This window comes from Chitinophaga cymbidii, assembly GCF_007992715.1.
GTDB classification, from domain to species: Bacteria; Bacteroidota; Bacteroidia; order Chitinophagales; family Chitinophagaceae; genus Chitinophaga; species Chitinophaga cymbidii.
This window is the reverse complement of sequence record NZ_BKAU01000003.1, coordinates 1-21,370: the sequence shown is the minus strand read 5'-3', so window position 1 is coordinate 21,370 and position 21,370 is coordinate 1. Positions and strand designations below refer to the sequence as shown.

Below are 21,370 nucleotides of genomic sequence, written 5' to 3'. Positions count from 1 at the left end.
ATGATCAGGAACCTAAGATACGGCCTCATCCTGCTCGCTGTAACAGGTGCAACCGGGCTGTTGGCTGCAAACAGTCACGACCATATACGCACCCTCCGGCAGAACGATACCACCAAACGTATTAACCTCCTGCATGCGGATTTTGTGACCAACATCACCACCGATTCCGTTTCCAAACGGAGAGTGAAGGGAAATGTGGCCTTCAGGCAGGGCACCAGCTATATGTACTGCGACAGCGCGGACATCGATGCGCTGAAGAACAGGATCGAGGCATGGGGGCGCGTGCACATTAACCAGGACGACAGCATCCATACTTATTCAGACTATCTCATCTACCTCGGGAACGAACGCCTGGCAACGCTTACCGGTAACGCCAAGCTGACGGACAACAAGGTAGTGCTCACCAGCCCGGAACTGCAGTACGACATGAACACCAAGATCGGCACCTATACCAAAAGCGGTCGGCTGGTAAATGAATCCTCCGTGCTCACCAGCCAGGAAGGTATCTATTACGCAGATACGAAAGATGTATATTTCAAGAGGGATGTAGTGGTGGTAGACCCGGATTTTACCCTCAGCACAGACACGTTGCTGTACAACACGACCACCAAGATCGCCACCATCCTGGTGCCCACGACCATCAACGATGGCAAGACCACCATGTACGTAACGGAAGGGTTTTACAATACCGAAAGCGGCTACGGTAGCTTCGGGCAGCGCCCGGTGATCGAAGACAGCACCAATACTTTTACCGCCAATGATATCCAGACGGACAAAGCCTCGGGGATTTCCATCGCTACCGGCAATATGATCTGGCGCGACACTGCCCAGAAAATAGCCGTGCTGGCCAATTACGGCATTGTAGACCAGAACCTGAAAACGGTGCTGGCCACGCAAAAGCCGGTGATGATCCTGGAAGGAAAGAGCGACACGCTGTTCCTGGCGGCGGATACCCTGTTCTCAGGTATTGTTGGTTTGGAGCGGAAGGATACGACAGCGGCCACTCCTGCCCTGCCGGATACCGCAAACGCCGCCACGGCGGATACTTCTAAGACGGTTAAATTGCAACCCGCATCAAAAGCAGATTCCAGCTTTGCCTTGCTGCTGGATAAAGTGGTAGTGGATTCTGGCCGCGCTGCAAAAGCTAAAGCCGATTCGATCATCAAAATAATAGACACATCCAAAGCCGATTCAATCATCAAAACAACAGACTCATCCATCGTCACCAAAATCGATTCCATCATCCCAAAACCAGACAGCCTCCTACTCTCCCAGCGAACCCGCCCGGATTCCCTGCCCGCGCATCTTGCCAAAGCAGATTCCGCCGCCACCGCACTACTGCAGCGCGTGATAAAACCTGATTCCTCCGTGATCCAGGCAGACTCCGCACTACTGGGCTTCCCCGCCCCCATCACCATCGCCGACCAACCGGCGGCGGCGCCCAAAGACACCACGGAGAAAAGATACATCATCGCCTACCACAACGTAAAGATCTACTCCGACTCCCTGCAAGGCGTGGCGGACAGCGTATACTATTCCAGCATCGACTCCGTATTCCGGATGTATAAAGATCCCGTACTCTGGGCGAGCGACAACCAGATGTTCGGCGACACCATCTTCCTGTTCACCAAAAATCAGAAAGCGGACAGGCTGCTGCTGGACCAGAACGCCCTCATTATCAGCGAAGCGGGCCCCGACATGTACAACCAGGTAAAAGGCAACACCGTACTGGGATTCTTCAGTAACGACAAGCTGGATTCCATGCATGTGAACGGGAACGCGGAAAACGTGTATTATGTGCAGGACGACGACAGCGCCTACATCAGCATCAACCGGCTGCTGTCCGCCTCCACACATATATATTTCGAGAACGGCGAACTGGAAAGAGTGGTGTTCATCAAGGAAGCGGAAGCTACCATGTATCCCTTCACCCAGATGCCGGAAGAACAGAAACTGCTGCCGGGCTTCAGGTGGATGATCCAGCGGAAGCCCAAATCAAAGTACGAACTGATCGGTCAATAAACCTGTATGTATAAATGAATATTATCGGAAAAGTAAGGAACAAACTGATATCGCCCATCTTTCAATTTCTGGCAGACAGCCGCGCGGTGGGCATTGTGCTGATAGCCTGTACGATAGTGTCCCTGATCCTTGCCAACTCTTCCTTCGCAACATCCTATATCAGCTTCTTTACCGCATTTTTCGATCCGTCTACCGGCCATCATTATGAATGGAACGGCCTTCATCTGCCGAACTCCTGGCTGCTGTGGATCAACGACGGCTTCATGGTCCTCTTCTTTTTCCTGGTGGGGATGGAGATCAAACGCGAGCTGACCACCGGCGAGCTGGCTTCTATCCGCAAATCCCTGCTGCCTGTGCTCGCCGCGGTAGGCGGTATGGTAGCGCCCGCTTTGATATTCTCACTTTTCAACGGCGGCACTCCTTACGGGCACGGTTGGGGCATTCCCATGGCTACCGATATCGCGTTCTCCCTCGGCATTCTTTCCCTGCTCGGCAGGCGCGTGCCCATCAGCCTGAAGATCTTCCTCACCGCCCTGGCCATCATAGACGATCTTGGCGCGATCCTCACCATCGCGATATTTTATACAGATGAGCTGCACATGATGTACCTCTACATCGGCGGCGGTATTTTTGCATTGCTGTTGCTGCTCAACTACCTGAAAGTGCAAAGGCTCATTTTTTATTTTATCCCGGGCGTCATTCTCTGGTACTGCATTTTCAACTCCGGCATCCATGCCACAATAGCCGGCGTGCTGCTGGCGTTTACCATTCCATTGAGCAAGATCAATGCGCTGGAACACAACCTGCACGACCCGGTGAACTTCCTGATCATGCCGGCATTCGCACTGGCCAACACCGCCATCGCGTTCCCGGCGGACCTGCTGCAGGCATTCTCGCATTCCGTGAGCTTTGGCGTGATAGCGGGACTGGTACTGGGCAAGCCCCTGGGCATTTTCCTCATCTGTTTCATAGCCGTAAAGCTGAAGCTCGCCAGCCTGCCTTCCCAAACAAACTGGACGCAGCTATGGGGGATTGGCATGATCGCAGGCGTCGGTTTTACGATGAGCATTTTTATTGCCACCCTGGCGTTTAGTGAAATAGAGATACAGGTGATCTCGGTGATGTCCGTCATACTGGCTTCGGTGATTGCCGGCGTAGCGGGATTCATATTTCTGAGAACGCTGGGCAAGGCCCCGGAATGAGCCTTTGGCATTGTTATTGCAAATACGAGATCGCATGAGATACCGCATCATTACCGTTTTAATGATATTGAGCTTTGCCTCCGGCGTAAAAGCGCAGGAAGCCCCACGGCAGATAGAAGCTGGCATAAGACTTGGACTACCCCTGGGCGTAACAGGCCGGTATTTTTTTACGGAGCATTCCGCGGCGGAGGCCATTGTAGGGTTGTATAACAAGACAGCTTCGCTGACGGCCTTGTATCAATATCATTTTGACCTTTCCACCCTTACCGTGGAAGGGTTTGGATGGTATGCGGGCGGTGGCATGCACATCGGCACAAGGGATATCGACGGCAGCCAGGAGTTCCTGGCGGGTGTGGACGGGATCGCGGGCATCAACTACAATTTCTCCGATATCCCGCTCAACCTGAGCCTGGACTGGAAGCCCGCCATTCACTTTAACACCTCTCCCGACCTGCCGGAATTTGCGATATCGGCGAGGTATATTTTCGGACGGAAGAAATAAAATTTTTAAAATAAAGACACAAATATGAAAAGGATTCTGTTGCTCTTCGGAGTACTTTCTTTGATGGCCTTCCAGGCAAATGCACAACGTGGCGGCGGTTCACCCGCAGATTACAAAACAGCGCTCGGTATCCGCCTGAACCCCTGGACGGTAGGTTTCACTGCCAAACATTTCATACAGGGGCCGCATGCCATTGAAGGGATCGTTTCCCATTACTTCGGCGGTGGCGATGATGCCGCCTCCAATGTTACGTTTACCGGCCTCTACCAGTATCACTGGGGCTTCACCAACCGGTCCGAGTGGAACATGTACGCCGGCGGTGGCGCGCATCTTGGCTTCTGGAGAGATTATTACTGGGACAACGGACGCCGTCACAATGATGGAACGGACGTGGTAGCCGGTCTTGACGGGATCTTCGGTGTGGAATACACTTTCAAGAACATCCCGCTGAACCTGAGCGGCGACATCAAGCCTTTCTTCAACTTCTCCGGTGGACATGATTTCATCGGTGAGCAGATCGTTGGCGTGTCCGCGCGTTACACTTTCAGATAATTCAACGACATTTGATTGTAAGGGCTGATCAGAGCAAACTGGTCAGCCCTGTTTCATTTGGGTGGAATAAAGAATCACTGCTGCCAGCTGTTCAACAGCTCACCGGCAAGTGAACAGAAATATCTATATTTATCCTGATGAAAATCCTTTCCGCACAACAGATCAGGGCGGCGGACGCCTATACGATCGAGCATGAGCCCATCCGCAGCGTACTGCTGATGGAACGCGCCGCCGCTGAATGCGCGGGATGGATGGTACATACCTTCGGCGAAAACCCGCCCCCCTTTTACATCTTCTGCGGCATGGGCAACAACGGCGGCGACGGCCTCGTGATCGCGCGGCTGCTGAAAGAACACGGCTTTTCCGTGCAGGCGTGGCTGGTGCATCACTCGGACAAAGCGTCGGAAGACAATCTCGCCAATCAGCCGCATTACCCTGAACTGCAGCATATTCATTCGCTTACAGACTTCCCTTCCATCGATGCGGAAGGCGTGGTGGTGGACGCGATCTTCGGAACAGGATTGTCCCGCCCGGTGGAGGGATGGACAGCCGGGATCATCCACAAGATCAACGATCAGCGCGGCCGGCATACCATCGTTTCCATCGATATGCCCTCCGGCCTCATGGCGGACAAGCCTGCCGGGCACGCACCGTGTATCCATGCACGTTATACACTGAGCTTTCAGTTCTACAAGCTGGCGTTCATGCTGCCGGAGAATGCGGATAGAGCGGGACAGGTGGTGATACTGGAGATCGGTCTTCACCCGGATTATATCACGCAGGTGCAAACGCGGTTTCATGTGGTGGATAAGCATATCGTGCGGACTATTTACCAGCCCCGCGATCCCTTTGCGCACAAAGGCACTTACGGCCATTCGCTGATAATAGCGGGCAGCTACGGCAAGATGGGCGCCGCGGTGTTGTCTGCCAGGGCCTGCCTGCGCGCGGGCGCCGGCCTGGTCACTGCGCATATACCGCGGTGCGGGTACGAGATCATGCAAACGGCCGTACCGGAAGCCATGTGCGAAACGGAAGACACGCAGCATATCAACACCCACTTCCACGAAACCGTAAAAGACAGCTACGCCACCATCGGCATCGGGCCGGGCATCGGCACGGAAGCCGCCACCGCCAAAGCCCTGGAAAAGCTGCTCAGCCAGTACGAAAAACCAATGGTGCTGGATGCGGACGCGCTCAATATCATCAGCACCTACCCTTTCCTGCTGCACAAAATACCGCACAGCTCCATCCTCACCCCGCATCCGAAAGAATTTGAAAGGCTCTTCGGCGCCACGGAAGACCAGTTTGAGCGCCTGGAGCTGCTGTCGTCAAAGGCCCGGGAACTGCAACTGTACATCCTCCTGAAAGGCCGTTACAGCGCCATGGCTTGTCCGGACGGCGCCGTATACTTCAACCCCACCGGCAATCCCGGCATGGCCAGCGCGGGCAGCGGAGATGTGCTGACGGGCATCCTGACCGGCCTGCTGTGCCAGGGATACACGCCCAAGGCGGCGTTGCTGCTGGGCGCATGGCTGCACGGATTGGCCGGCGACCTTGCGGCGGACGATATTTCCGAAGAATCCCTGATCGCGGAAGACATCATCAATTATCTCGGCCAGGCCTGGCTGAACGTCAGGAATACCTGATAAATATCATGCCTCAATATAATATGTCCCGCCCACTAGTAAAATAAAATCCAATACATTATCTTCGTCAACCTTGTAAATTTTAAAAGGCTTATATTATATGAGTATCGTTTACATTATTCCACTATTCGGACTGATTGCACTGTTATTTACCGCCGTACAGAGCGCCTGGGTTTCCAGGCAGGATGCCGGCAATGAAAGGATGACGGAAATTGCCAAACACATTGCTGAAGGCGCGATGGCCTTTCTCAAGGCAGAATACAAGATCCTTACTTATTTCGTGATCATAGCAGCCTTGCTGCTGGGCTATATGGGTTTTTCGCATGAGAACTCGGACTGGACGATCGCACTGGCTTTTATCATCGGCGCCATTTTCTCGGCCACGGCCGGGTTCATTGGTATGAGAATAGCCACCAAAGCCAATGTACGCACTGCCCAGGCAGCGCGTAGCAGCCTCTCCCGCGCGCTGAAGGTGTCCTTCACCGGCGGCTCCGTAATGGGGATGGGCGTGGCCGGCCTGGCGGTATTCGGCCTCGGCGGACTGTTCATCGTGCTCAAAGCATACTTTGGCGCGGGCGCGAATACGGACGAAATGATCAAGACCATTGAAGTACTGACCGGCTTCTCGCTGGGCGCGGAAAGCATCGCGCTTTTCGCCCGTGTAGGCGGCGGTATCTATACCAAAGCGGCGGACGTAGGCGCTGACCTGGTAGGTAAAGTGGAAGCCGGCATCCCCGAGGATGATCCCCGCAACCCCGCTACCATCGCGGATAACGTGGGTGATAACGTGGGCGACGTGGCCGGTATGGGCGCTGACCTTTTCGGTTCTTATGTAGCTACCGTGCTCGCCACCATGGTGCTGGGCAGCGAAATAGCCGCCAACGACAATTTCGGGGGGCTCTCCCCTATTATCCTGCCGATGCTGATCGCAGGGATCGGGATCATTTTCTCCATCGTGGGCACCTGGTTCGTACGCATCAGCGATAAAGCCGGCCTCAGCACGAACGCCGTGCAGAAAGCGCTGAACATGGGCAACTGGGGCTCTATCATCCTCACCGCCATTGCCGCTATCGGGCTGGTATACTGGATCTTGCCGACAGAAGCCATTTATCTTAAACGTGATTTCATAGCAGGCACCACCGAACTGAAAGAAGGCGCCAAAGCCATTACACAGAACGGCGTGATCGGCGCGATCCTGGTAGGTCTGGCTGTGGGTACGCTCATGAGCATTATCACCGAGTATTACACCGCTATGGGCAAACGCCCTGTGATGTCTATCATCCGCCAATCTTCCACCGGGCATGCCACGAACGTGATCGGCGGGCTGGCTGTGGGCATGGAATCCACCTTCCTGCCGATACTGGTGCTCGCGGGCGGTATCTACGGTTCTTACCTCTGCGCGGGCCTCTACGGCGTTGCCATCGCGGCAGCCGGTATGATGGCCACCACCGCCATGCAGCTGGCGATCGACGCATTCGGCCCTATCGCCGATAACGCCGGCGGTATTGCGGAAATGAGCGAATTGCCGAAAGACGTTCGCGAAAAAACAGATATTCTCGATGCGGTGGGTAACACTACCGCCGCCACCGGAAAAGGATTTGCGATCGCTTCCGCCGCACTGACCGCCCTTGCGCTCTTTGCTGCCTTCGTAGGCGTAGCGCGGATCGACGGTATTGATATTTATAAAGCCGATGTACTGGCCGGCCTCTTCGTGGGCGGTATGATCCCGCTTATTTTCTCCTCCCTCGCCATCCGCGCGGTAGGTGAAGCGGCGATGAGCATGGTGGAAGAAGTACGCCGCCAGTTCAGGACCATCCCCGGCATTATGGAAGGCACCGGCAAGCCGGAATACGACAAATGTGTGGCCATCTCCACCGAGGCGTCCATCAAAAAAATGATGCTGCCCGGCGCGATCGCCATCGTTTCTCCCCTGCTGATGGGATTCATCTTCGGGCCTGAAGTGCTCGGCGGTTTCCTGGCAGGCGCTACCGTGAGCGGCGTACTGATGGGCATGTTCCAGAACAACGCCGGCGGCGCGTGGGACAACGCCAAGAAATCATTTGAAAAAGGTGTGGACATCAACGGCGAGATCTTCTACAAGAAATCCGAGCCGCATAAAGCTTCCGTTACCGGCGATACCGTAGGTGATCCCTTCAAGGATACTTCCGGCCCGTCCATGAACATCCTCATCAAGCTGATGTCCATCGTTTCGCTGGTGATTGCGCCCACGCTTGCTGAAATTCACAGCGAAAGCGTAGCGGCAAACAAACAACAGCCTGCGCCTAAAGTTGAACAGGTAGTTAAAACACAGCCGCAGCCCGCGAAAGCAACTGCCATGCTGGTGAAATAGAAAGTCCTTCCGGTAAAAATATCAGGGCTGTCTCGAAAGTTAAATTGAGGCAGCCCTTTTTATGTCTTTTAACTGCTATAAATCAATACAATACACTATCAATATTACAAAACTATGGCTGAAAACCCTCTCCTATAGCGATTTACCGGAGATAACCCATATATAAGCCATATGTAACCCTTATGCTACTCATATACAAGCCGTCCTAATAAGATATGAGTTATCTATGGCTTATCTATGTTTCAGATAATGATATTCAAAGGATTATCGTACATGGATGGCTATTGTTCGGCTAATGAAAAAGGCCATCTCAAATATTCCTGAGATGGCCTTTATGCTTAAAACGATGAGATGATCAGACTCTTCTTTTCACTTCCCTCGGGCTTACGCCGAACTTCTTTCTGAAAGCATGGCTGAAGTGCTGTATGGATGAATATCCCAGCTCATCCGCGATATCGGTGAACGACCGGTCTCCCCGGTGCACCATTTCCCTTGCCTGTTCCAGCCGGTAATCGCTCAGATATCCGAATACGGTATTGTTGAATATTTTCCGGAACCCTACTTTCAGCTTGAACTCGTTCAATCCTGCTTTGCGCGCCAGCTCATGCAGGGAAGGCGGCTCATGCGAACTGGCGATCAGCAGGTCGCGCGCATGATAGATCCTTTCTTCGTCCGTACCGGACACCTTCTCCGCCTTGCGGCTCCCCCGCTCTTCCAGTTCCACCTGCTCGCATTGCAGCGCCAGCAGCTCGATGGCCTTTGATTGCAGGAAGAGTTTTTTCAATCCGCCCTTGAAGTGGCAGGTATGTACTTCTTCGATCACTTTCATCATCCGCGGTGTGATCTGCATCCCCTTATCGAAATACATGGGCTTGCGGTTCTCTACCTTCTCCGCGAACCTGTCCAGCACAGGACCGTTGTTGGCTGCCGCCAGTTCGATGAATTTGCCCCGTGTGAATGAAAGGGCGAAGACCTTCATTTTCGGCTGGCGTTCCAGCGTCAAAGATTCCTCAATGTCCGGCGTATATACCATGTTATACTGCTGCGTGGAAGTCTTCAGGTTATTGACCACACCGGCGATGCTGGCCGTTATTTCGCCCCGTAGCATAAAATGCGTTCCTACCCGCTGCATCGCTTCCTGGGCTTCCACATGCAGGCGTTGATGCACTTCCACATCACCATATCCAAGCATGAATCCGTCGAAAGAGATATCACGGAAGCGGGCATTGCCAAAATCGAAGTTCAGCCGGTGGACCTGCTCCTGTATCTCCGTTGACGGCGCTGGCTCCTGCTCAAAGCTTTCGTCACTGTGAAACAGCACCTCCCGGGCGTCGTTCCTGATCGTAACTGGCATAAAAATCCGTTTAGTATAAATAATAATCCGTTTGGTATAACATCAAAACGGAGATGGATGCGAATTTTGTGTAAAAGTATTTAATTCAGACACATGATCGGCATTTTCAAAACAAACATCAGTACGCAACAAGATAAAAACACCGTTGTCAATGCGATTGCCGGGCATTTCAGCCCAACTGCCTGCACGGTAGACCTGGAAGACTGCGACAAGGTGTTACGGGTTGTTTGCCAGCAACTGGAAGAAGAACGGTTGATCTCCTTCGTGCGCAACCTGGGCTACCATTGTGCCCTGCTGGACTAGCCAGTCTTTATGAAATTGCATCCTTTTTGGCTGATAAAACATGATATCGGTCAGCTACCGCCTTTTTCCTTCCCCTTTCCGTGATTTATTTGTTACCTGTAGGGGTAACCGCCCTTTTGCACGTCATATCTCCGGAAAGCAAAATGTTTTCCACCCAACGAAACGCTAAAAACCTGAAAACCAGTATGAAGCTCACAAGGCCATTTAAAAGTACAGCCTGCACACTGCTGCTGCTTTGCCTGGGCATGCTGTCCATACAGCGCGCCACCGCCCAGCAGCAGCGTTACACGATCAGCGGCTACGTCCGGGACGAGCAGTCCGGCGAATCCCTCATCGGTATTTCCATCGGTAAAACCGGCACCACCCTGGGCACCGTGACCAACGAATATGGATTCTATTCGCTGACGCTGCCGGCCGGCAAACACGAGCTGCAGTACACTTACATCGGCTATGCGCCGATGAAATTTACCATTGACCTGACCAGTAACATCCGTAAAGACATCCGCCTCGCGCAGGCCGACCGCCAGCTGAATGAGGTGGTGATCACCGGCAAGCACCAGGAAAAGAACATCAACACGCTCAATACCAGCCTTAACAAGCTGGATATTGCAGAGATCAAAAAACTGCCTACCCTCATGGGTGAGGTGGACGTGCTGCGTACCATCCAGACGCTGCCCGGCGTAAATACCGTGGGCGAAGGCGCCGCAGGCTTCAACGTGCGCGGCGGCAACCAGGACGAAAACCTCATCCTGCTGGACGAAGCCCCGCTTTACAACTCCACCCACATGCTCGGCTTCTTCTCTGTATTCAACCCGGATGCCGTGAAGAACATCAACCTGATCAAAGGCGGCTTTCCGGCCGAATACGGCGGCAGAACGGCCTCCGTGCTGGACATCCGCATGAAGGACGGCAACGATCAGCGCCTCGGCCTCACCGGCGGCATCGGCAATATATTCAGCCGCCTCGCCATTGAAGGTCCCATTAAAAAGGATCAGTCCTCTTTCATCATCGCCGGCAGAAGGTCTTATATGGACATTCTCATGAAACCTTTCCTGAGCGGTGACATGGCCGATACCAAGCTCTACTTCTATGATGTAACGGCAAAGGCCAACTTCAAGCTGAACAAGAACAACACCATCTTCGTGAGCGGGTACCTGGGTCGGGATGTATTCGGATTCGGCAACGAGGCCAACATGAACTGGGGTAACACCACCGGCACCGTCCGCTGGAACCACATCTTCAACAGCCGCCTCTTCCTCAACCTTTCTACCTACTACACGAAATACGATTACAGCCTCGAGTTCAAAAGTGATGAGACCGACCAGGTGCAGCAGAACTTCAGCTGGGTATCAAACATCATCAACTATGGCGTGAAACCGGCCTTCACCTATTATGTGAACGCCAAAAACACGCTGCACTTCGGGCTGCAATCCACTTACTACACTTTCAAGCCCGGCAAGAGCATCGCCACGGAAGACGGCCGCTCCGACGCGATCATCCTCCGCGACAAACATGCCCTGGAATCCGCCGCTTACATCGATCATGAATGGAAACCCACTTCCAGATTCGGGATACAATACGGCGCCCGTTTATCCGGCTTCCAGTTCCTCGGCAAAAGCACGGCGTTTTATTATGCGGACACCACGCCCGGCATCCGCAAGCGCCTGACCGGCACGGAAGATTTTGCTTCCGGGAAAGTGATCGCGGATTACTACTTCCTGGAGCCGCGCGTGTCCGCCCGCTACGGGCTGAACAGCACTTCGTCCGTAAAGCTGTCCTACGCCCGCAGCGCGCAGTACATGCATCAGCTGAGCACCACCGCATCGCCTACACCGATCGACATCTGGACGCCCGTGAGCAACAACGTGAAGCCGCAGGTGACGGACCAGGTGACCGCCGGTTATTTCTATAATGCCCCCGGCGACCAATTCGAAGTATCCGCCGAAGTATTTTACAAAACGATGAAAGATCAGCTGGACTTCATCGACAACGCCAACATGTACCTCAACGAGCAGCTGGAAGCCGACCTGGTGTCCGCCAAAGGCCGCGCTTACGGGCTGGAGATCTACGCCAAAAGGGACATCGGTAAAACAACGGGCTGGCTCAGCTACACCCTCTCCCGCTCGGAAAGGCAAACGCCCGGCATCAGCAAGAACGAATGGTTCCTCAACCGGTACGACCGTACGCATAACGTAAACCTGGTGGTATCGCATGAATTTACCAAACGCACCAGCCTCGGCGCCAACTGGGTATTCGCTTCCGGAACGCCCGCCACCTTCGCGGACGCGCGCATGGAGTACCAGGACTGGGACATTCCCTACAACACGACCGACAAACGTAACAACTACCGCCTCGCTCCCTTCCACCGCCTTGATCTTTCCTTCACCTGGAAAGGCAAGCAGCTGAAGCGCTGGAAAGGGGAATGGGTATTCTCGCTGTACAATGTATATGCCCGCAGGAACGCCTATACGGTATACTTCCAGCAGAACAAGGATGATCCTACCAAAACCGAGGCCGTACGTCTTTCCATCATCGGCTCTATCATTCCCGGCATTACTTACAACTTTAAATTCTGATCATGAAACCGAGCATGACATATTCACACAGGGCCATGTTAATGCGAGGTTCCATCTGGCCCGTAAAAAATAAATATTGACAGATGAAACGATTCCTTTATATATTCTCCATACTGACTGCCGGCGCGGGTTTTACCGCCTGTGAAGATGTGATAGACCTGGATGTACCGGAAGGCAAGACCTACACCGTGGTGGATGCATGGATCACGAATGCGCCCGGCAAACAGGACATCCGCATCACGCAAACCGTTCCCTACACCAGCACGCAGCCCGCGCCCGTTGTGGACAACGCGGTAGTCATTCTCTCCGATCTTACAGACGGCACTACCTACAACTTTACCTTTGCCGACGGCGTATACAGCTACGATCCCGGGGCGGATAACAGCATTGGCAAACTGAACCATGCGTACCGCCTGCGGGTGCAGCTGGGTGAAGAGATCTTTGAAGCGACAGACACCATCCGCAACGTGCCCGCCATTGATTCCATCACTTACGAATACAAAAAGGAAGAAGATGCGGAAAGCGGTGAAGAAGGCTACTACGCACGTTTTCACGGCAGGGACCTGCCGGGGCAAACGGACTACTACTGGATTCGCAGCTACCGTAATTCACTGGCGAGAAAAGAAGCCGACGTGTTCGCGATCAACGCGGCATTCAACGAAGGCATTACGGACAGCGCGGTATTCATTACCCCCATCAGCGAAGGCATCACGAAATACGACAAGCCCTTTCAGCTGAATGAAACGGTGATCGTTCGGATCGCTTCCTGCACGAAGGCCAGCCATACTTTCCTGACGCATGTGGAATCGCAGCTGAACAACGGCGGCCTGTTCGCCTCCATCCTGCAGAACGTGAAGAGCAATCTCGTGAATACCAACACGGCAAGCCAGGCGCGGGTGCTCGGCTGGTTCGGTACCTCCGGTGTGAAATACAATGAAAAAGTGATCCGATAAATCCCAAATTCCATTTATGCAAGCAACCATCAACTCCATCCTCGCCACTGTGATGATCGTGCTGCTCGCCGGCACGGCGCAGGCGCAGGATGGCCAGATCGAAAGTCTTGCCGGCGGCGGTAAAAAGCGCATCCGGGTAGGCGGCTTCGGCGCACCTACGATCAAGTACACCACTTTCTACGACCAGAGCGCGATACTGCTCGGCGGCTATGCCGGCGTGATGCTCAACAGCAAGATCATGCTCGGCGCCGGCGGCTATGCGCTGGTGAACAACATTGAAGCGCCGGAGAACAGTCCCGGTTCCCCTACGCAGTACTGGAACATGTGGTACACCGGTTTTGTGCCGGAATATACCATCAAGTCGGACAAGCTGTTCCATGCGGCTGTGGGACTGCTTATAGGCGGTGGCGGCGTATTCAAGAGCGAACGCTATCACGGGGTGAGCGACGAGAATACGGACTGGGACCACAGCGGTTTCTTCGTTGGCGAGCCGCATGTGAGCTTTGAAATGAACATTACAAAATACCTGCGTATAGGCGTGGGCGGTTCCTACCGCTACGTACAGGGCTCCAATACCAGCGGCATTACAGACAGCCAGCTGAGCGGGCCAGCCGCACACTTTACACTGAAGGCAGGCCGGTTCTGATCTGACAAAAAACAGATGGCAGGAAGTGACCAAGAAGTAAAACGAAGGCTTTGAGAATCGCTTGAACAGCAACGGTTCCCACCAGGTAACCGGATAAATCAGGGCTGGCCATTACTTTTTGGTCACCCCTTTTTTTTTGTCCCTGCCACCACTCCTCCCACCCCATCACCATCCAAATAAAAAATCACCCCTTTATTTTGCTATTACGAAAAGTATCGTACATTTGTTTACGAAGATATTCGTAGAACAGGTATCATTTATAAAATTCAACAATGAACAAGCAGGTTAAACCAACGGAAAGTGAACTGGAAATACTGGGCATCCTGTGGGAACGCGGGGCCAGTACGGTAAGGGAAGTGCATGAGATACTGGAGCAAAGCAAGGAAGCGGGTTACACCACTACCCTCAAGCTGATGCAGATCATGCATGAAAAAGGTTTGCTGAAGCGGGATGCCAGTGCGAAGACGCACATCTACGAAGCCAGCGTTTCGCAGGAGCGCACACAACAGCAGCTATTGAACAAAATGATAGATACGGTATTCAATGGTTCCGCCACCCAGCTGGTGATGCAGGCCCTGGGCCATCACCGTTCTTCCCCGGAAGAGCTGGACCGTATCCGCCAGTATCTGAACGAGATGGAAAAAAAGCAGTCTTAAACTTTTTGCCATGACATCCTTGCTACCATTGACCACTGACATTATCCGCGCCTTCGGCTGGACGCTGCTGCATTCTTTCTGGCAGGCCTTCTGCGTGTATGCGTGCCTGAGAGTAGTGCTGAAGATCTGGCCCATGGCCAGCGCCGCCATCAAATATCATTTGTCGTTTCTCTCACTGGCCGGTATCAGCGGCTGGTTCGTATGGACCTTCTTTCATGAGCTGTCGCTTGTAAAAGCGGAGCATGTGGTGGAAGAGCTGGCGATGAAAATGGACGTTTCCACGCTGGCCGCGGTGGCGCAGCATGTACCGGCGCAAAAAACGGACGGGCTGCATATGATGCTGCCGGGCATGGAAGTGTACTTCCCGGTGCTGGTTTCTATTTACGCCATCGGCGTGGTGATCATGGCCATCAAGCTGTGCATTGACCTGGCCCAGCTGCGCCAGATACGGCAGCAGGACGTTACCGCCATGGGTAAGGAATGGGAACATCATCTGTTCAGGCTGGCAAGCCGCATGGGCGTGGCCCGCAAGGTGCAGCTGTTCATCTCGAAGCATCTGCAGGTGCCCGTGATGATCGGCTTCCTGCGCCCGGTGATCCTCCTCCCCGCCGCGATGGTCAACAACCTTTCGCCGGACCAGCTGGAAGCCATCTTGCTGCACGAGCTGGCGCATATCAAACGTAATGACTACCTGTTGAATATCTTCCAGTCCATTGTTGAAACCATCCTGTTCTTTAATCCTTTTGTATGGTGGATCTCCAAAAACATCCGCCTGGAAAGGGAACATTGCTGTGACGATCTTGTGATAGCAGGTACCGTACAGCCCCTGCAATACGCCAGGGCGCTGGTTGCGCTGGAAGAATACCGGTTGACAGCCAACCCGATGGCCATGGCGGCGGCAGATGACAAACACCATTTACTTCATCGCATCAAACGCATCATGGAAATGAAAAAGAAGAATCTTAACTATACGCAACGGATGATGGCCATGCTGATCATTCTCACGGGGCTGGTGTCTATCGCCTGGCTGAACCCTTCGGCCAACACCGCCAAAGCGGAAACGTTCTTCAGCTGGAACAGGGACACTGTGCCCGTACCGCCTCCGGCGCCGCCCGCACCACCCCCAGTAACAGCCACCGCCGCCCCGGTAGCGCCCATAGCTCCGGTAACGCCGCCTGCCCCGCCGGCGCCGGGTACGCCCGTTTCCCCGGTAGCGCCGCCAGCACCACCTGCTCCGCCCACACCGCCCGATTTCATCTATGATTTTGATAATGACACCCTTCCGGCCAAAAACCGCAAGATCATCATCACCAACGATAAAGGCGAGGTGAAAGAATACAACAGCATCGACGAGATGCCCGCGGGCGACCGCAAAAAAATGGAAGAAAGCTACATCCGCATGCAACAGGCGCAACAGCGCGCCCGCGACGCGCAGGCCAGGATGAAGAACTTCAACTGGGACAAAATGAACCAGCAGATCGCGGAAAGCATGAAGAACATCGACTGGGAAAAGATCAACAGGAATGTGACGGAAAGCATGAAAAACATCAACTGGGATAAAATGAACCAGCAGCTGGCCGAGAGCATGAAGAAGATCGACTGGGACAAGATGAACAGGGATATTGAGAAAAGCATGAAGAACATCGATTGGGACAAAATGAACAGGAATATCCAGGAGCAGATGAAGAACATCCAGTGGGACAAGATACAGGACCAGCTGAAGGACAAGATGAACAAGGCCGACTGGGAAAAGATGCAGCAGGACATCAAAAAGAGCCTGGACAAGATCAATTGGGAGGAGATCAATGCCGCGCGCACGGAAGCCCTCCGCGATATGAACCAGGCCCGCGCCCACGACATGCGCGCCCGGCAGGAAGCCCTCAAGGCGGCGCACCAGGAAAGCATGGAAGCCCTCCGCGCCCGGCAGCAGGCGCTCCAGCTGGCCCGCGCCGAAGCCCTCAAGGCACAGCAGCAGCAGTTCCGGGCAGTGGCCGAGGCCAGGAACGCCTACCTCCGTTCCGGCCAGGCTGCCAGGGCAGAGAAACATTCCAGGAATATGAACGACCTCCTGAAGGGGTTGGAAAACGACAAGCTCATCGACCGCAGTGAAAACTTCGATATCCAGAAAAAGGACGGCCACCTGTACATCAACGGGAAGAAGCAGCCCGCCAAAGTAATGCGGAAGTATTCGCAATATCTGAAGGAAGATAACGTTTCAATATCAGGCAATAAGACAAATCTCCATATAAACGTTCAGGACCAGGATTAACCATTCATTTTATTTTCGCCATTCTATCAGCTAAAAAAAGCCACTGGCCTTCACCGGTCGTGGCTTTTTTATTATATTTGCCCTTCGTTTCATCACCATTAAAAACCCTTTTATGCCGTCATTTGACATCGTGAGCAAAGTAGACCTGCAAACCCTCGATAACGCCATCAATACCGTTAAAAAGGAGATCACCACCCGGTACGATTTCAAGGATTCGCATGTGAGCATCGAGCTGAATAAAAAAGACCTGGTGCTCAACCTGGAAGTGGAAAGCGATATGAAGCTCGGCCAGGTCATAGACGTGCTGGTCAGCAAATCGATGCGGCAAGGGCTGGACGCCTCCATTTTCGACCAGAGCAAGGAGCCTTACCAGAGCGGAAAGGTGTTTAAAAAAGACATCCCGGTACGGAACGGCATCAAACAGGAAGACGCCAAAAAGATCGTCAAGCTGATCAAGGACGCCGGGCTGAAAGTGCAGGCCGCCATCATGGACGACATTGTACGGGTGACAGGCAAGAAAATAGATGATTTACAGGAAGTTATACAAAAATGCAAGGAAGCCAACCTGGGCATCCCCCTGCAATATGTAAATATGAAAAGCTAAATTTCTTGGCTATTATAAAAAGTTCTGTTACCTTTGCACTCTGTATTTTTTTAACTGATTGATATGAAACAAGGAATTCATCCGGAAAATTATAGATTCGTAGTGTTTAAAGACATGTCTAACGGACAGAGCTTTTTGAGCCGTTCCACTACGCCTTCCCGCGAAACTGTGCAATGGGAGGATGGCAACGAGTATCCTTTGATCAAGCTTGAGATCTCCAATACATCTCATCCTTTCTATACCGGTAAGAACGTACTGGTGGATACCGCAGGCCGTATCGACAAATTCAACAAGCGCTACAAGAAAGAGGCTAAATAAGCCTTTTTTGTGAATATCTTTTCATGATCCCGCCGGTTTAATCGGCGGGATTTATTTATTTTAGCCAGCTATGAATCCACACTATATCCTGTTTGACACGCCTGAGCGGGATCTGTTATACCCCTTTTCCCACACCCGGCCCGTAGCCGCCATCAAGGTCGGCCTCCTCAGCATCCGGGAAAAATGGGAGCGCTGGCTGAACACCACGCCCATCAGCTATTTCACGATGGACCACCTCCAGGCCAGATACCCCCTGATAAAAGCGCCCAAAAGTGCCCTTACGATACTGCTGAACGGCCATCTGCTGCCCTCCGCTCCCCTGCTGGAAGCCATCCGCCTGCTGGAACCCGGGCAGGAACTGTATAAGGACGGCAGGCTGCTGGTAAAGGTGATCAGCGGGGAAGACTTCTTTTCTCCCGCTACTTCGGAAAGAGTGAATTTTGACGGGGACATTGTACGGATAGACCTCCCCTGGCACATCTTTCAGTTTAACGACCAGGCGATCCGGGACGATTTTGAACTGCTGACCGCCGGCCGTGTTTCCGCGCCCCTTTCATCCACCAACAAGACTTTCAACACAGACAACATATTCATAGAGCCCGGCGCCGTAGTGGAATGCTGCATCCTGAACGCCGCCACCGGCCCGATCTACATTGGTAAAGACGCGCAGGTGATGGAAGGCAGCATGATCCGCGGGCCCTTCGGGCTGGGCGAATCTTCCGTCGTAAAAATGGGCAGCCGCATCTACGGCGCTACTTCCGTGGGCCACCGCTGCGTGGTGGGCGGAGAGATCAAGAATACCGTCTTCTTCGATCATTCGAACAAGGGGCACGACGGCTATCTCGGCGACGCGGTGATCGGCGAATGGTGCAACCTGGGCGCGCATACCTGCTGCTCGAATATGAAGAACAACGCCCGGGAGGTGCGCATCTGGATGGAAGCCAGGCAGGAAGCCTGGTCCGCCGGACCGAAGTGCGGCGTACTGATGGGAGATTACAGCCGTTGCAGCATCAATACCATGTTCAATACCGGCACCGTTATCGGCGTGTCCTGCAACGTTTTCGGCAGCAATTTCCCGCCGAAGTTCATGCCCTCCTTCAGCTGGGGCGGCACGGACCGTTACCGGCTGGATGAAGCCCTGCGGGACGCGGCGGCCTGGATGCAGCTGAAAGGGCAAACGCTGACGGAAAGCGACACGCAAATATTGACATATGTTTTTCCGGGATAAAGCCGTATTTTTCGCGCCTCAAACCCGAATCAGAAATATTAAAATGATATGAGAAAGAAGATCGTAGCAGGCAACTGGAAGATGAACCTCACGCTCGCGCAAGGCGAACAGCTGGTGAACGACATCGTAGCGGCCGGCATTCAGTTATCCGAAGGCCAGGAAGTGGTGATCGCACCGCCCTTCCCCTACCTGACCAAAGTAAAGCAACTGACAAAAAATTACCCCGGCATTTTTGTGGCGGCACAGAACTGCGCCAGTGAAAAATCAGGCGCGTACACCGGTGAGGTAGCGGCGGACATGCTGCAGTCCATCGGCGTGGATTACGTGATCCTCGGCCACTCCGAGCGCCGTGAGTATTTTCAGGAAAGCAATGCGCAGCTGGCGAAAAAGATAGACCAGGCGCTGGCCGCCGGCATCAAACCGATCTTCTGCTGCGGCGAGCCGCTGGAAGTGAGAAAAGCGGAAACGCAGAACGCTTTCGTTGCGCAGCAACTGCAGGAAAGCCTCTTTCACCTGGATGCGGCCGCGCTGAAAAATATTGTGATCGCATACGAGCCGATCTGGGCCATTGGCACAGGGCTTACCGCGAGCGCGCAGCAGGCGCAGGACATGCATGCGTTCATCCGCGCGCAGATCGCGGAGAAATATGGACGTGAAGCCGCGCTTGGCCTCACCATCCTGTACGGCGGCAGCGCAAAACCGTCCAATGCGCCGGAACTGTTTGCCTGTCCGGATGTGGACGGCGGCCTGATCGGCGGAGCCTCCCTGGTGGCGGCGGACTTTACGGCGATCGTAAAAAGCTTCTGATCATATGGTGGCTGCGGGTTTTCTTCTGCAGCCACTTTTTTTAGTATTTTTTGCTAAATTTATTAGTATTTACTAAAAATGTTCGTATATTCGTATTGTGAAAGGAAGGCAGCTATCTGATTGCTGTTGATGATAGCAACCACCTCAAATTGATGATTGAAAAATCATATTGATATGGAACACGAAGTATTATATGACTACATGTTGGTGATTCATCCGGATGCGCAGACGGTGCAGGATGTAAGTATGTTCAGGCATTTGATCTCGGAGGAGCTGGGCGGTCTTCCGGGGGCTTTTACGCAGGCGCATATATCCTTATTCAGGTCGGAGTTCCCGGAGCGGTACGAGGCTGATTTTATCGGCATGCTGGAAAGAGTGGTAATGGACCAGTCCGCCTTTACGGTATATACTTCCCGTATTGATCACTGCAAACAGGGGGAATCGAAGCACATGCTGTATGTGAATGTGGCGAACCCGAAACCGGTGGAAGATTTGCACCGGAAGATCCTGCAAACCTTTGAGCTGCGGGCGAACAGCTACAAACCGCATATCACGCTGGCCCGGGCCATCAGCCACCAGCAGATGAACCAGTTGTCGCCTTACTTTTCCAACAAGATGTTTGTGCGCAGCTTTCATTGCCACAGCTTCAGCCTGTTGAAGAAACCGGCCGGAGGCGCGGGTAAATATGAAGTAGTACGGGAATTCCTGTTCGGGAAAGATCACCCCTCCGATCATCCGCTGTTTAACCACGCGGCCTGATCCCCCGGCAATAGTATCTTTTATTCAAACTGCTTTCAAGAGTCAGTCAGTATCATATATCCCAATTGACCGGGTCGGGCGTTCATCTCCTGACTCTTACATTCTGCTTGCTGGCATAAAATTCATCGTTGTTCACACGGGGATTCATCGCTGTTTGTGCGAGGCTCATCGTTGTTCACACGGAACTCCCATGTGGTATGTTTACTTTCATCCGTTTATCATATACAGGTGCGCGTAGTCCGGGCGCCGGAGCAGATTTTTTGTTATTTTTAGTTATTAATCCGTCCATATCATGATCCACAAGGAAATCCTGGTAAAAGGAAAAGTGCAGGGCGTCTACTTCAGGGCCACCGCAAAGTCTGTGGCCGACAAGATGGGCATACGCGGCGCTGTGAAAAACACGCCGGACGGGCATGTATGGATCGCAGCGGAAGGTCCCGAAGGTGTGCTGGAAGAGTTCATCGACTGGTGCCGTTACGGCCCGTCCGGCGCGGAAGTAAGCCACCTGGAGGTCACGGAAGGCCCCCTGCGGCATTACCCTGATTTCGACATTCTCCGCAAGTAACAAATGCTCCGGTTCTTATGATCGAAAAAAAAAACGGGGCAGTACGCTGTACTGCCCC

General features: G+C 53.4%; 19 protein-coding genes. 18 read left to right on the top strand and 1 reads right to left on the bottom strand.

The window, feature by feature from the left end; all coding sequences use genetic code 11:
* The 6 genes from CCY01nite_RS15700 (at window position 1) to CCY01nite_RS15675 (ending at window position 8,274) form a co-directional block, all read left to right on the top strand.
* On the top strand, window positions 1–2,022 hold the full coding sequence (locus CCY01nite_RS15700; RefSeq protein ID WP_146863715.1) for an OstA-like protein: 2,022 nt from the start codon (window positions 1–3) through the stop codon (window positions 2,020–2,022).
* 14 nt (window positions 2,023–2,036) lie between these two features.
* Complete coding sequence (gene nhaA, locus CCY01nite_RS15695) at window positions 2,037–3,224, top strand: Na+/H+ antiporter NhaA (protein ID WP_146863712.1); 1,188 nt, start codon at window positions 2,037–2,039, stop codon at window positions 3,222–3,224.
* 34 nt (window positions 3,225–3,258) lie between these two features.
* Window positions 3,259–3,726, top strand: coding sequence for a hypothetical protein (locus tag CCY01nite_RS15690; protein ID WP_146863709.1), 468 nt, complete (start codon window positions 3,259–3,261; stop codon window positions 3,724–3,726).
* Window positions 3,727–3,750: 24 nt separating this feature from the next.
* The gene (locus CCY01nite_RS15685; protein WP_146863706.1) at window positions 3,751–4,278 is read left to right on the top strand and encodes a hypothetical protein; all 528 of its coding nucleotides are present in this window, start codon (window positions 3,751–3,753) and stop codon (window positions 4,276–4,278) included.
* A 137-nt stretch (window positions 4,279–4,415) separates the two neighbouring features.
* On the top strand, window positions 4,416–5,924 hold the full coding sequence (locus CCY01nite_RS15680) for an NAD(P)H-hydrate dehydratase (protein WP_146863703.1): 1,509 nt from the start codon (window positions 4,416–4,418) through the stop codon (window positions 5,922–5,924).
* A 100-nt stretch (window positions 5,925–6,024) separates the two neighbouring features.
* Window positions 6,025–8,274 (top strand): sodium-translocating pyrophosphatase, encoded by a 2,250-nt coding sequence (locus CCY01nite_RS15675; RefSeq protein ID WP_146863700.1) that lies wholly within the window; start codon window positions 6,025–6,027, stop codon window positions 8,272–8,274.
* Between the two features lie 355 nt (window positions 8,275–8,629).
* Here CCY01nite_RS15675 and CCY01nite_RS15670 read toward each other — a convergent pair whose 3' ends face one another.
* The gene (locus CCY01nite_RS15670) at window positions 8,630–9,628 is read right to left on the bottom strand and encodes a helix-turn-helix transcriptional regulator (protein WP_146863695.1); all 999 of its coding nucleotides are present in this window, start codon (window positions 9,626–9,628) and stop codon (window positions 8,630–8,632) included.
* 93 nt (window positions 9,629–9,721) lie between these two features.
* Between CCY01nite_RS15670 and CCY01nite_RS15665 the strand changes: the two genes are divergently transcribed.
* The 12 genes from CCY01nite_RS15665 to CCY01nite_RS15610 all read left to right on the top strand — a co-directional run bounded on the left by CCY01nite_RS15665 (window position 9,722) and on the right by CCY01nite_RS15610 (window position 21,312).
* Window positions 9,722–9,931 (top strand): hypothetical protein, encoded by a 210-nt coding sequence (locus CCY01nite_RS15665; protein ID WP_146863692.1) that lies wholly within the window; start codon window positions 9,722–9,724, stop codon window positions 9,929–9,931.
* A 185-nt stretch (window positions 9,932–10,116) separates the two neighbouring features.
* Window positions 10,117–12,507, top strand: coding sequence for a TonB-dependent receptor (locus tag CCY01nite_RS15660; RefSeq protein ID WP_246129952.1), 2,391 nt, complete (start codon window positions 10,117–10,119; stop codon window positions 12,505–12,507).
* 83 nt (window positions 12,508–12,590) lie between these two features.
* Window positions 12,591–13,460, top strand: a complete 870-nt coding sequence (locus CCY01nite_RS15655; RefSeq protein ID WP_146863689.1) for a DUF4249 domain-containing protein — start codon at window positions 12,591–12,593, stop codon at window positions 13,458–13,460.
* A 16-nt stretch (window positions 13,461–13,476) separates the two neighbouring features.
* Window positions 13,477–14,106: a hypothetical protein gene (locus CCY01nite_RS15650; protein WP_146863686.1), complete on the top strand. Its 630-nt coding sequence runs from the start codon at window positions 13,477–13,479 to the stop codon at window positions 14,104–14,106.
* Window positions 14,107–14,378: 272 nt separating this feature from the next.
* Entirely contained in the window at window positions 14,379–14,762 is a 384-nt protein-coding gene (locus CCY01nite_RS15645; RefSeq protein WP_146863683.1) for a BlaI/MecI/CopY family transcriptional regulator, read from the top strand.
* Between the two features lie 10 nt (window positions 14,763–14,772).
* Window positions 14,773–17,031: a M56 family metallopeptidase gene (locus CCY01nite_RS15640; RefSeq protein ID WP_146863680.1), complete on the top strand. Its 2,259-nt coding sequence runs from the start codon at window positions 14,773–14,775 to the stop codon at window positions 17,029–17,031.
* A gap of 112 nt (window positions 17,032–17,143) precedes the next feature.
* A complete protein-coding gene (locus CCY01nite_RS15635; RefSeq protein WP_146863677.1) occupies window positions 17,144–17,635 on the top strand; it encodes a YajQ family cyclic di-GMP-binding protein in 492 nt (163 codons plus the stop codon).
* Window positions 17,636–17,698: 63 nt separating this feature from the next.
* On the top strand, window positions 17,699–17,953 hold the full coding sequence (locus CCY01nite_RS15630) for a type B 50S ribosomal protein L31 (protein WP_146863674.1): 255 nt from the start codon (window positions 17,699–17,701) through the stop codon (window positions 17,951–17,953).
* Window positions 17,954–18,023: 70 nt separating this feature from the next.
* Complete coding sequence (locus tag CCY01nite_RS15625) at window positions 18,024–19,181, top strand: putative sugar nucleotidyl transferase (RefSeq protein ID WP_146863671.1); 1,158 nt, start codon at window positions 18,024–18,026, stop codon at window positions 19,179–19,181.
* Between the two features lie 48 nt (window positions 19,182–19,229).
* Complete coding sequence (gene tpiA, locus CCY01nite_RS15620; protein WP_146863668.1) at window positions 19,230–19,988, top strand: triose-phosphate isomerase; 759 nt, start codon at window positions 19,230–19,232, stop codon at window positions 19,986–19,988.
* Between the two features lie 174 nt (window positions 19,989–20,162).
* Window positions 20,163–20,747 (top strand): 2'-5' RNA ligase family protein, encoded by a 585-nt coding sequence (locus CCY01nite_RS15615; protein WP_146863665.1) that lies wholly within the window; start codon window positions 20,163–20,165, stop codon window positions 20,745–20,747.
* 292 nt (window positions 20,748–21,039) lie between these two features.
* On the top strand, window positions 21,040–21,312 hold the full coding sequence (locus CCY01nite_RS15610) for an acylphosphatase (RefSeq protein WP_146863663.1): 273 nt from the start codon (window positions 21,040–21,042) through the stop codon (window positions 21,310–21,312).
* Window positions 21,313–21,370: the final 58 nt, after the last annotated feature.

Coding starts and splice junctions, on each gene's coding strand:
- CCY01nite_RS15700 (WP_146863715.1), top strand. CDS start 1: ATGATCAGGAACCTAAGATACGGCCTCATCCTGCTCGCTGTAACAGGT.
- nhaA (WP_146863712.1), top strand. CDS start 2,037: ATGAATATTATCGGAAAAGTAAGGAACAAACTGATATCGCCCATCTTT.
- CCY01nite_RS15690 (WP_146863709.1), top strand. CDS start 3,259: ATGAGATACCGCATCATTACCGTTTTAATGATATTGAGCTTTGCCTCC.
- CCY01nite_RS15685 (WP_146863706.1), top strand. CDS start 3,751: ATGAAAAGGATTCTGTTGCTCTTCGGAGTACTTTCTTTGATGGCCTTC.
- CCY01nite_RS15680 (WP_146863703.1), top strand. CDS start 4,416: ATGAAAATCCTTTCCGCACAACAGATCAGGGCGGCGGACGCCTATACG.
- CCY01nite_RS15675 (WP_146863700.1), top strand. CDS start 6,025: ATGAGTATCGTTTACATTATTCCACTATTCGGACTGATTGCACTGTTA.
- CCY01nite_RS15670 (WP_146863695.1), bottom strand. CDS start 9,628: ATGCCAGTTACGATCAGGAACGACGCCCGGGAGGTGCTGTTTCACAGT.
- CCY01nite_RS15665 (WP_146863692.1), top strand. CDS start 9,722: ATGATCGGCATTTTCAAAACAAACATCAGTACGCAACAAGATAAAAAC.
- CCY01nite_RS15660 (WP_246129952.1), top strand. CDS start 10,117: ATGAAGCTCACAAGGCCATTTAAAAGTACAGCCTGCACACTGCTGCTG.
- CCY01nite_RS15655 (WP_146863689.1), top strand. CDS start 12,591: ATGAAACGATTCCTTTATATATTCTCCATACTGACTGCCGGCGCGGGT.
- CCY01nite_RS15650 (WP_146863686.1), top strand. CDS start 13,477: ATGCAAGCAACCATCAACTCCATCCTCGCCACTGTGATGATCGTGCTG.
- CCY01nite_RS15645 (WP_146863683.1), top strand. CDS start 14,379: ATGAACAAGCAGGTTAAACCAACGGAAAGTGAACTGGAAATACTGGGC.
- CCY01nite_RS15640 (WP_146863680.1), top strand. CDS start 14,773: ATGACATCCTTGCTACCATTGACCACTGACATTATCCGCGCCTTCGGC.
- CCY01nite_RS15635 (WP_146863677.1), top strand. CDS start 17,144: ATGCCGTCATTTGACATCGTGAGCAAAGTAGACCTGCAAACCCTCGAT.
- CCY01nite_RS15630 (WP_146863674.1), top strand. CDS start 17,699: ATGAAACAAGGAATTCATCCGGAAAATTATAGATTCGTAGTGTTTAAA.
- CCY01nite_RS15625 (WP_146863671.1), top strand. CDS start 18,024: ATGAATCCACACTATATCCTGTTTGACACGCCTGAGCGGGATCTGTTA.
- tpiA (WP_146863668.1), top strand. CDS start 19,230: ATGAGAAAGAAGATCGTAGCAGGCAACTGGAAGATGAACCTCACGCTC.
- CCY01nite_RS15615 (WP_146863665.1), top strand. CDS start 20,163: ATGGAACACGAAGTATTATATGACTACATGTTGGTGATTCATCCGGAT.
- CCY01nite_RS15610 (WP_146863663.1), top strand. CDS start 21,040: ATGATCCACAAGGAAATCCTGGTAAAAGGAAAAGTGCAGGGCGTCTAC.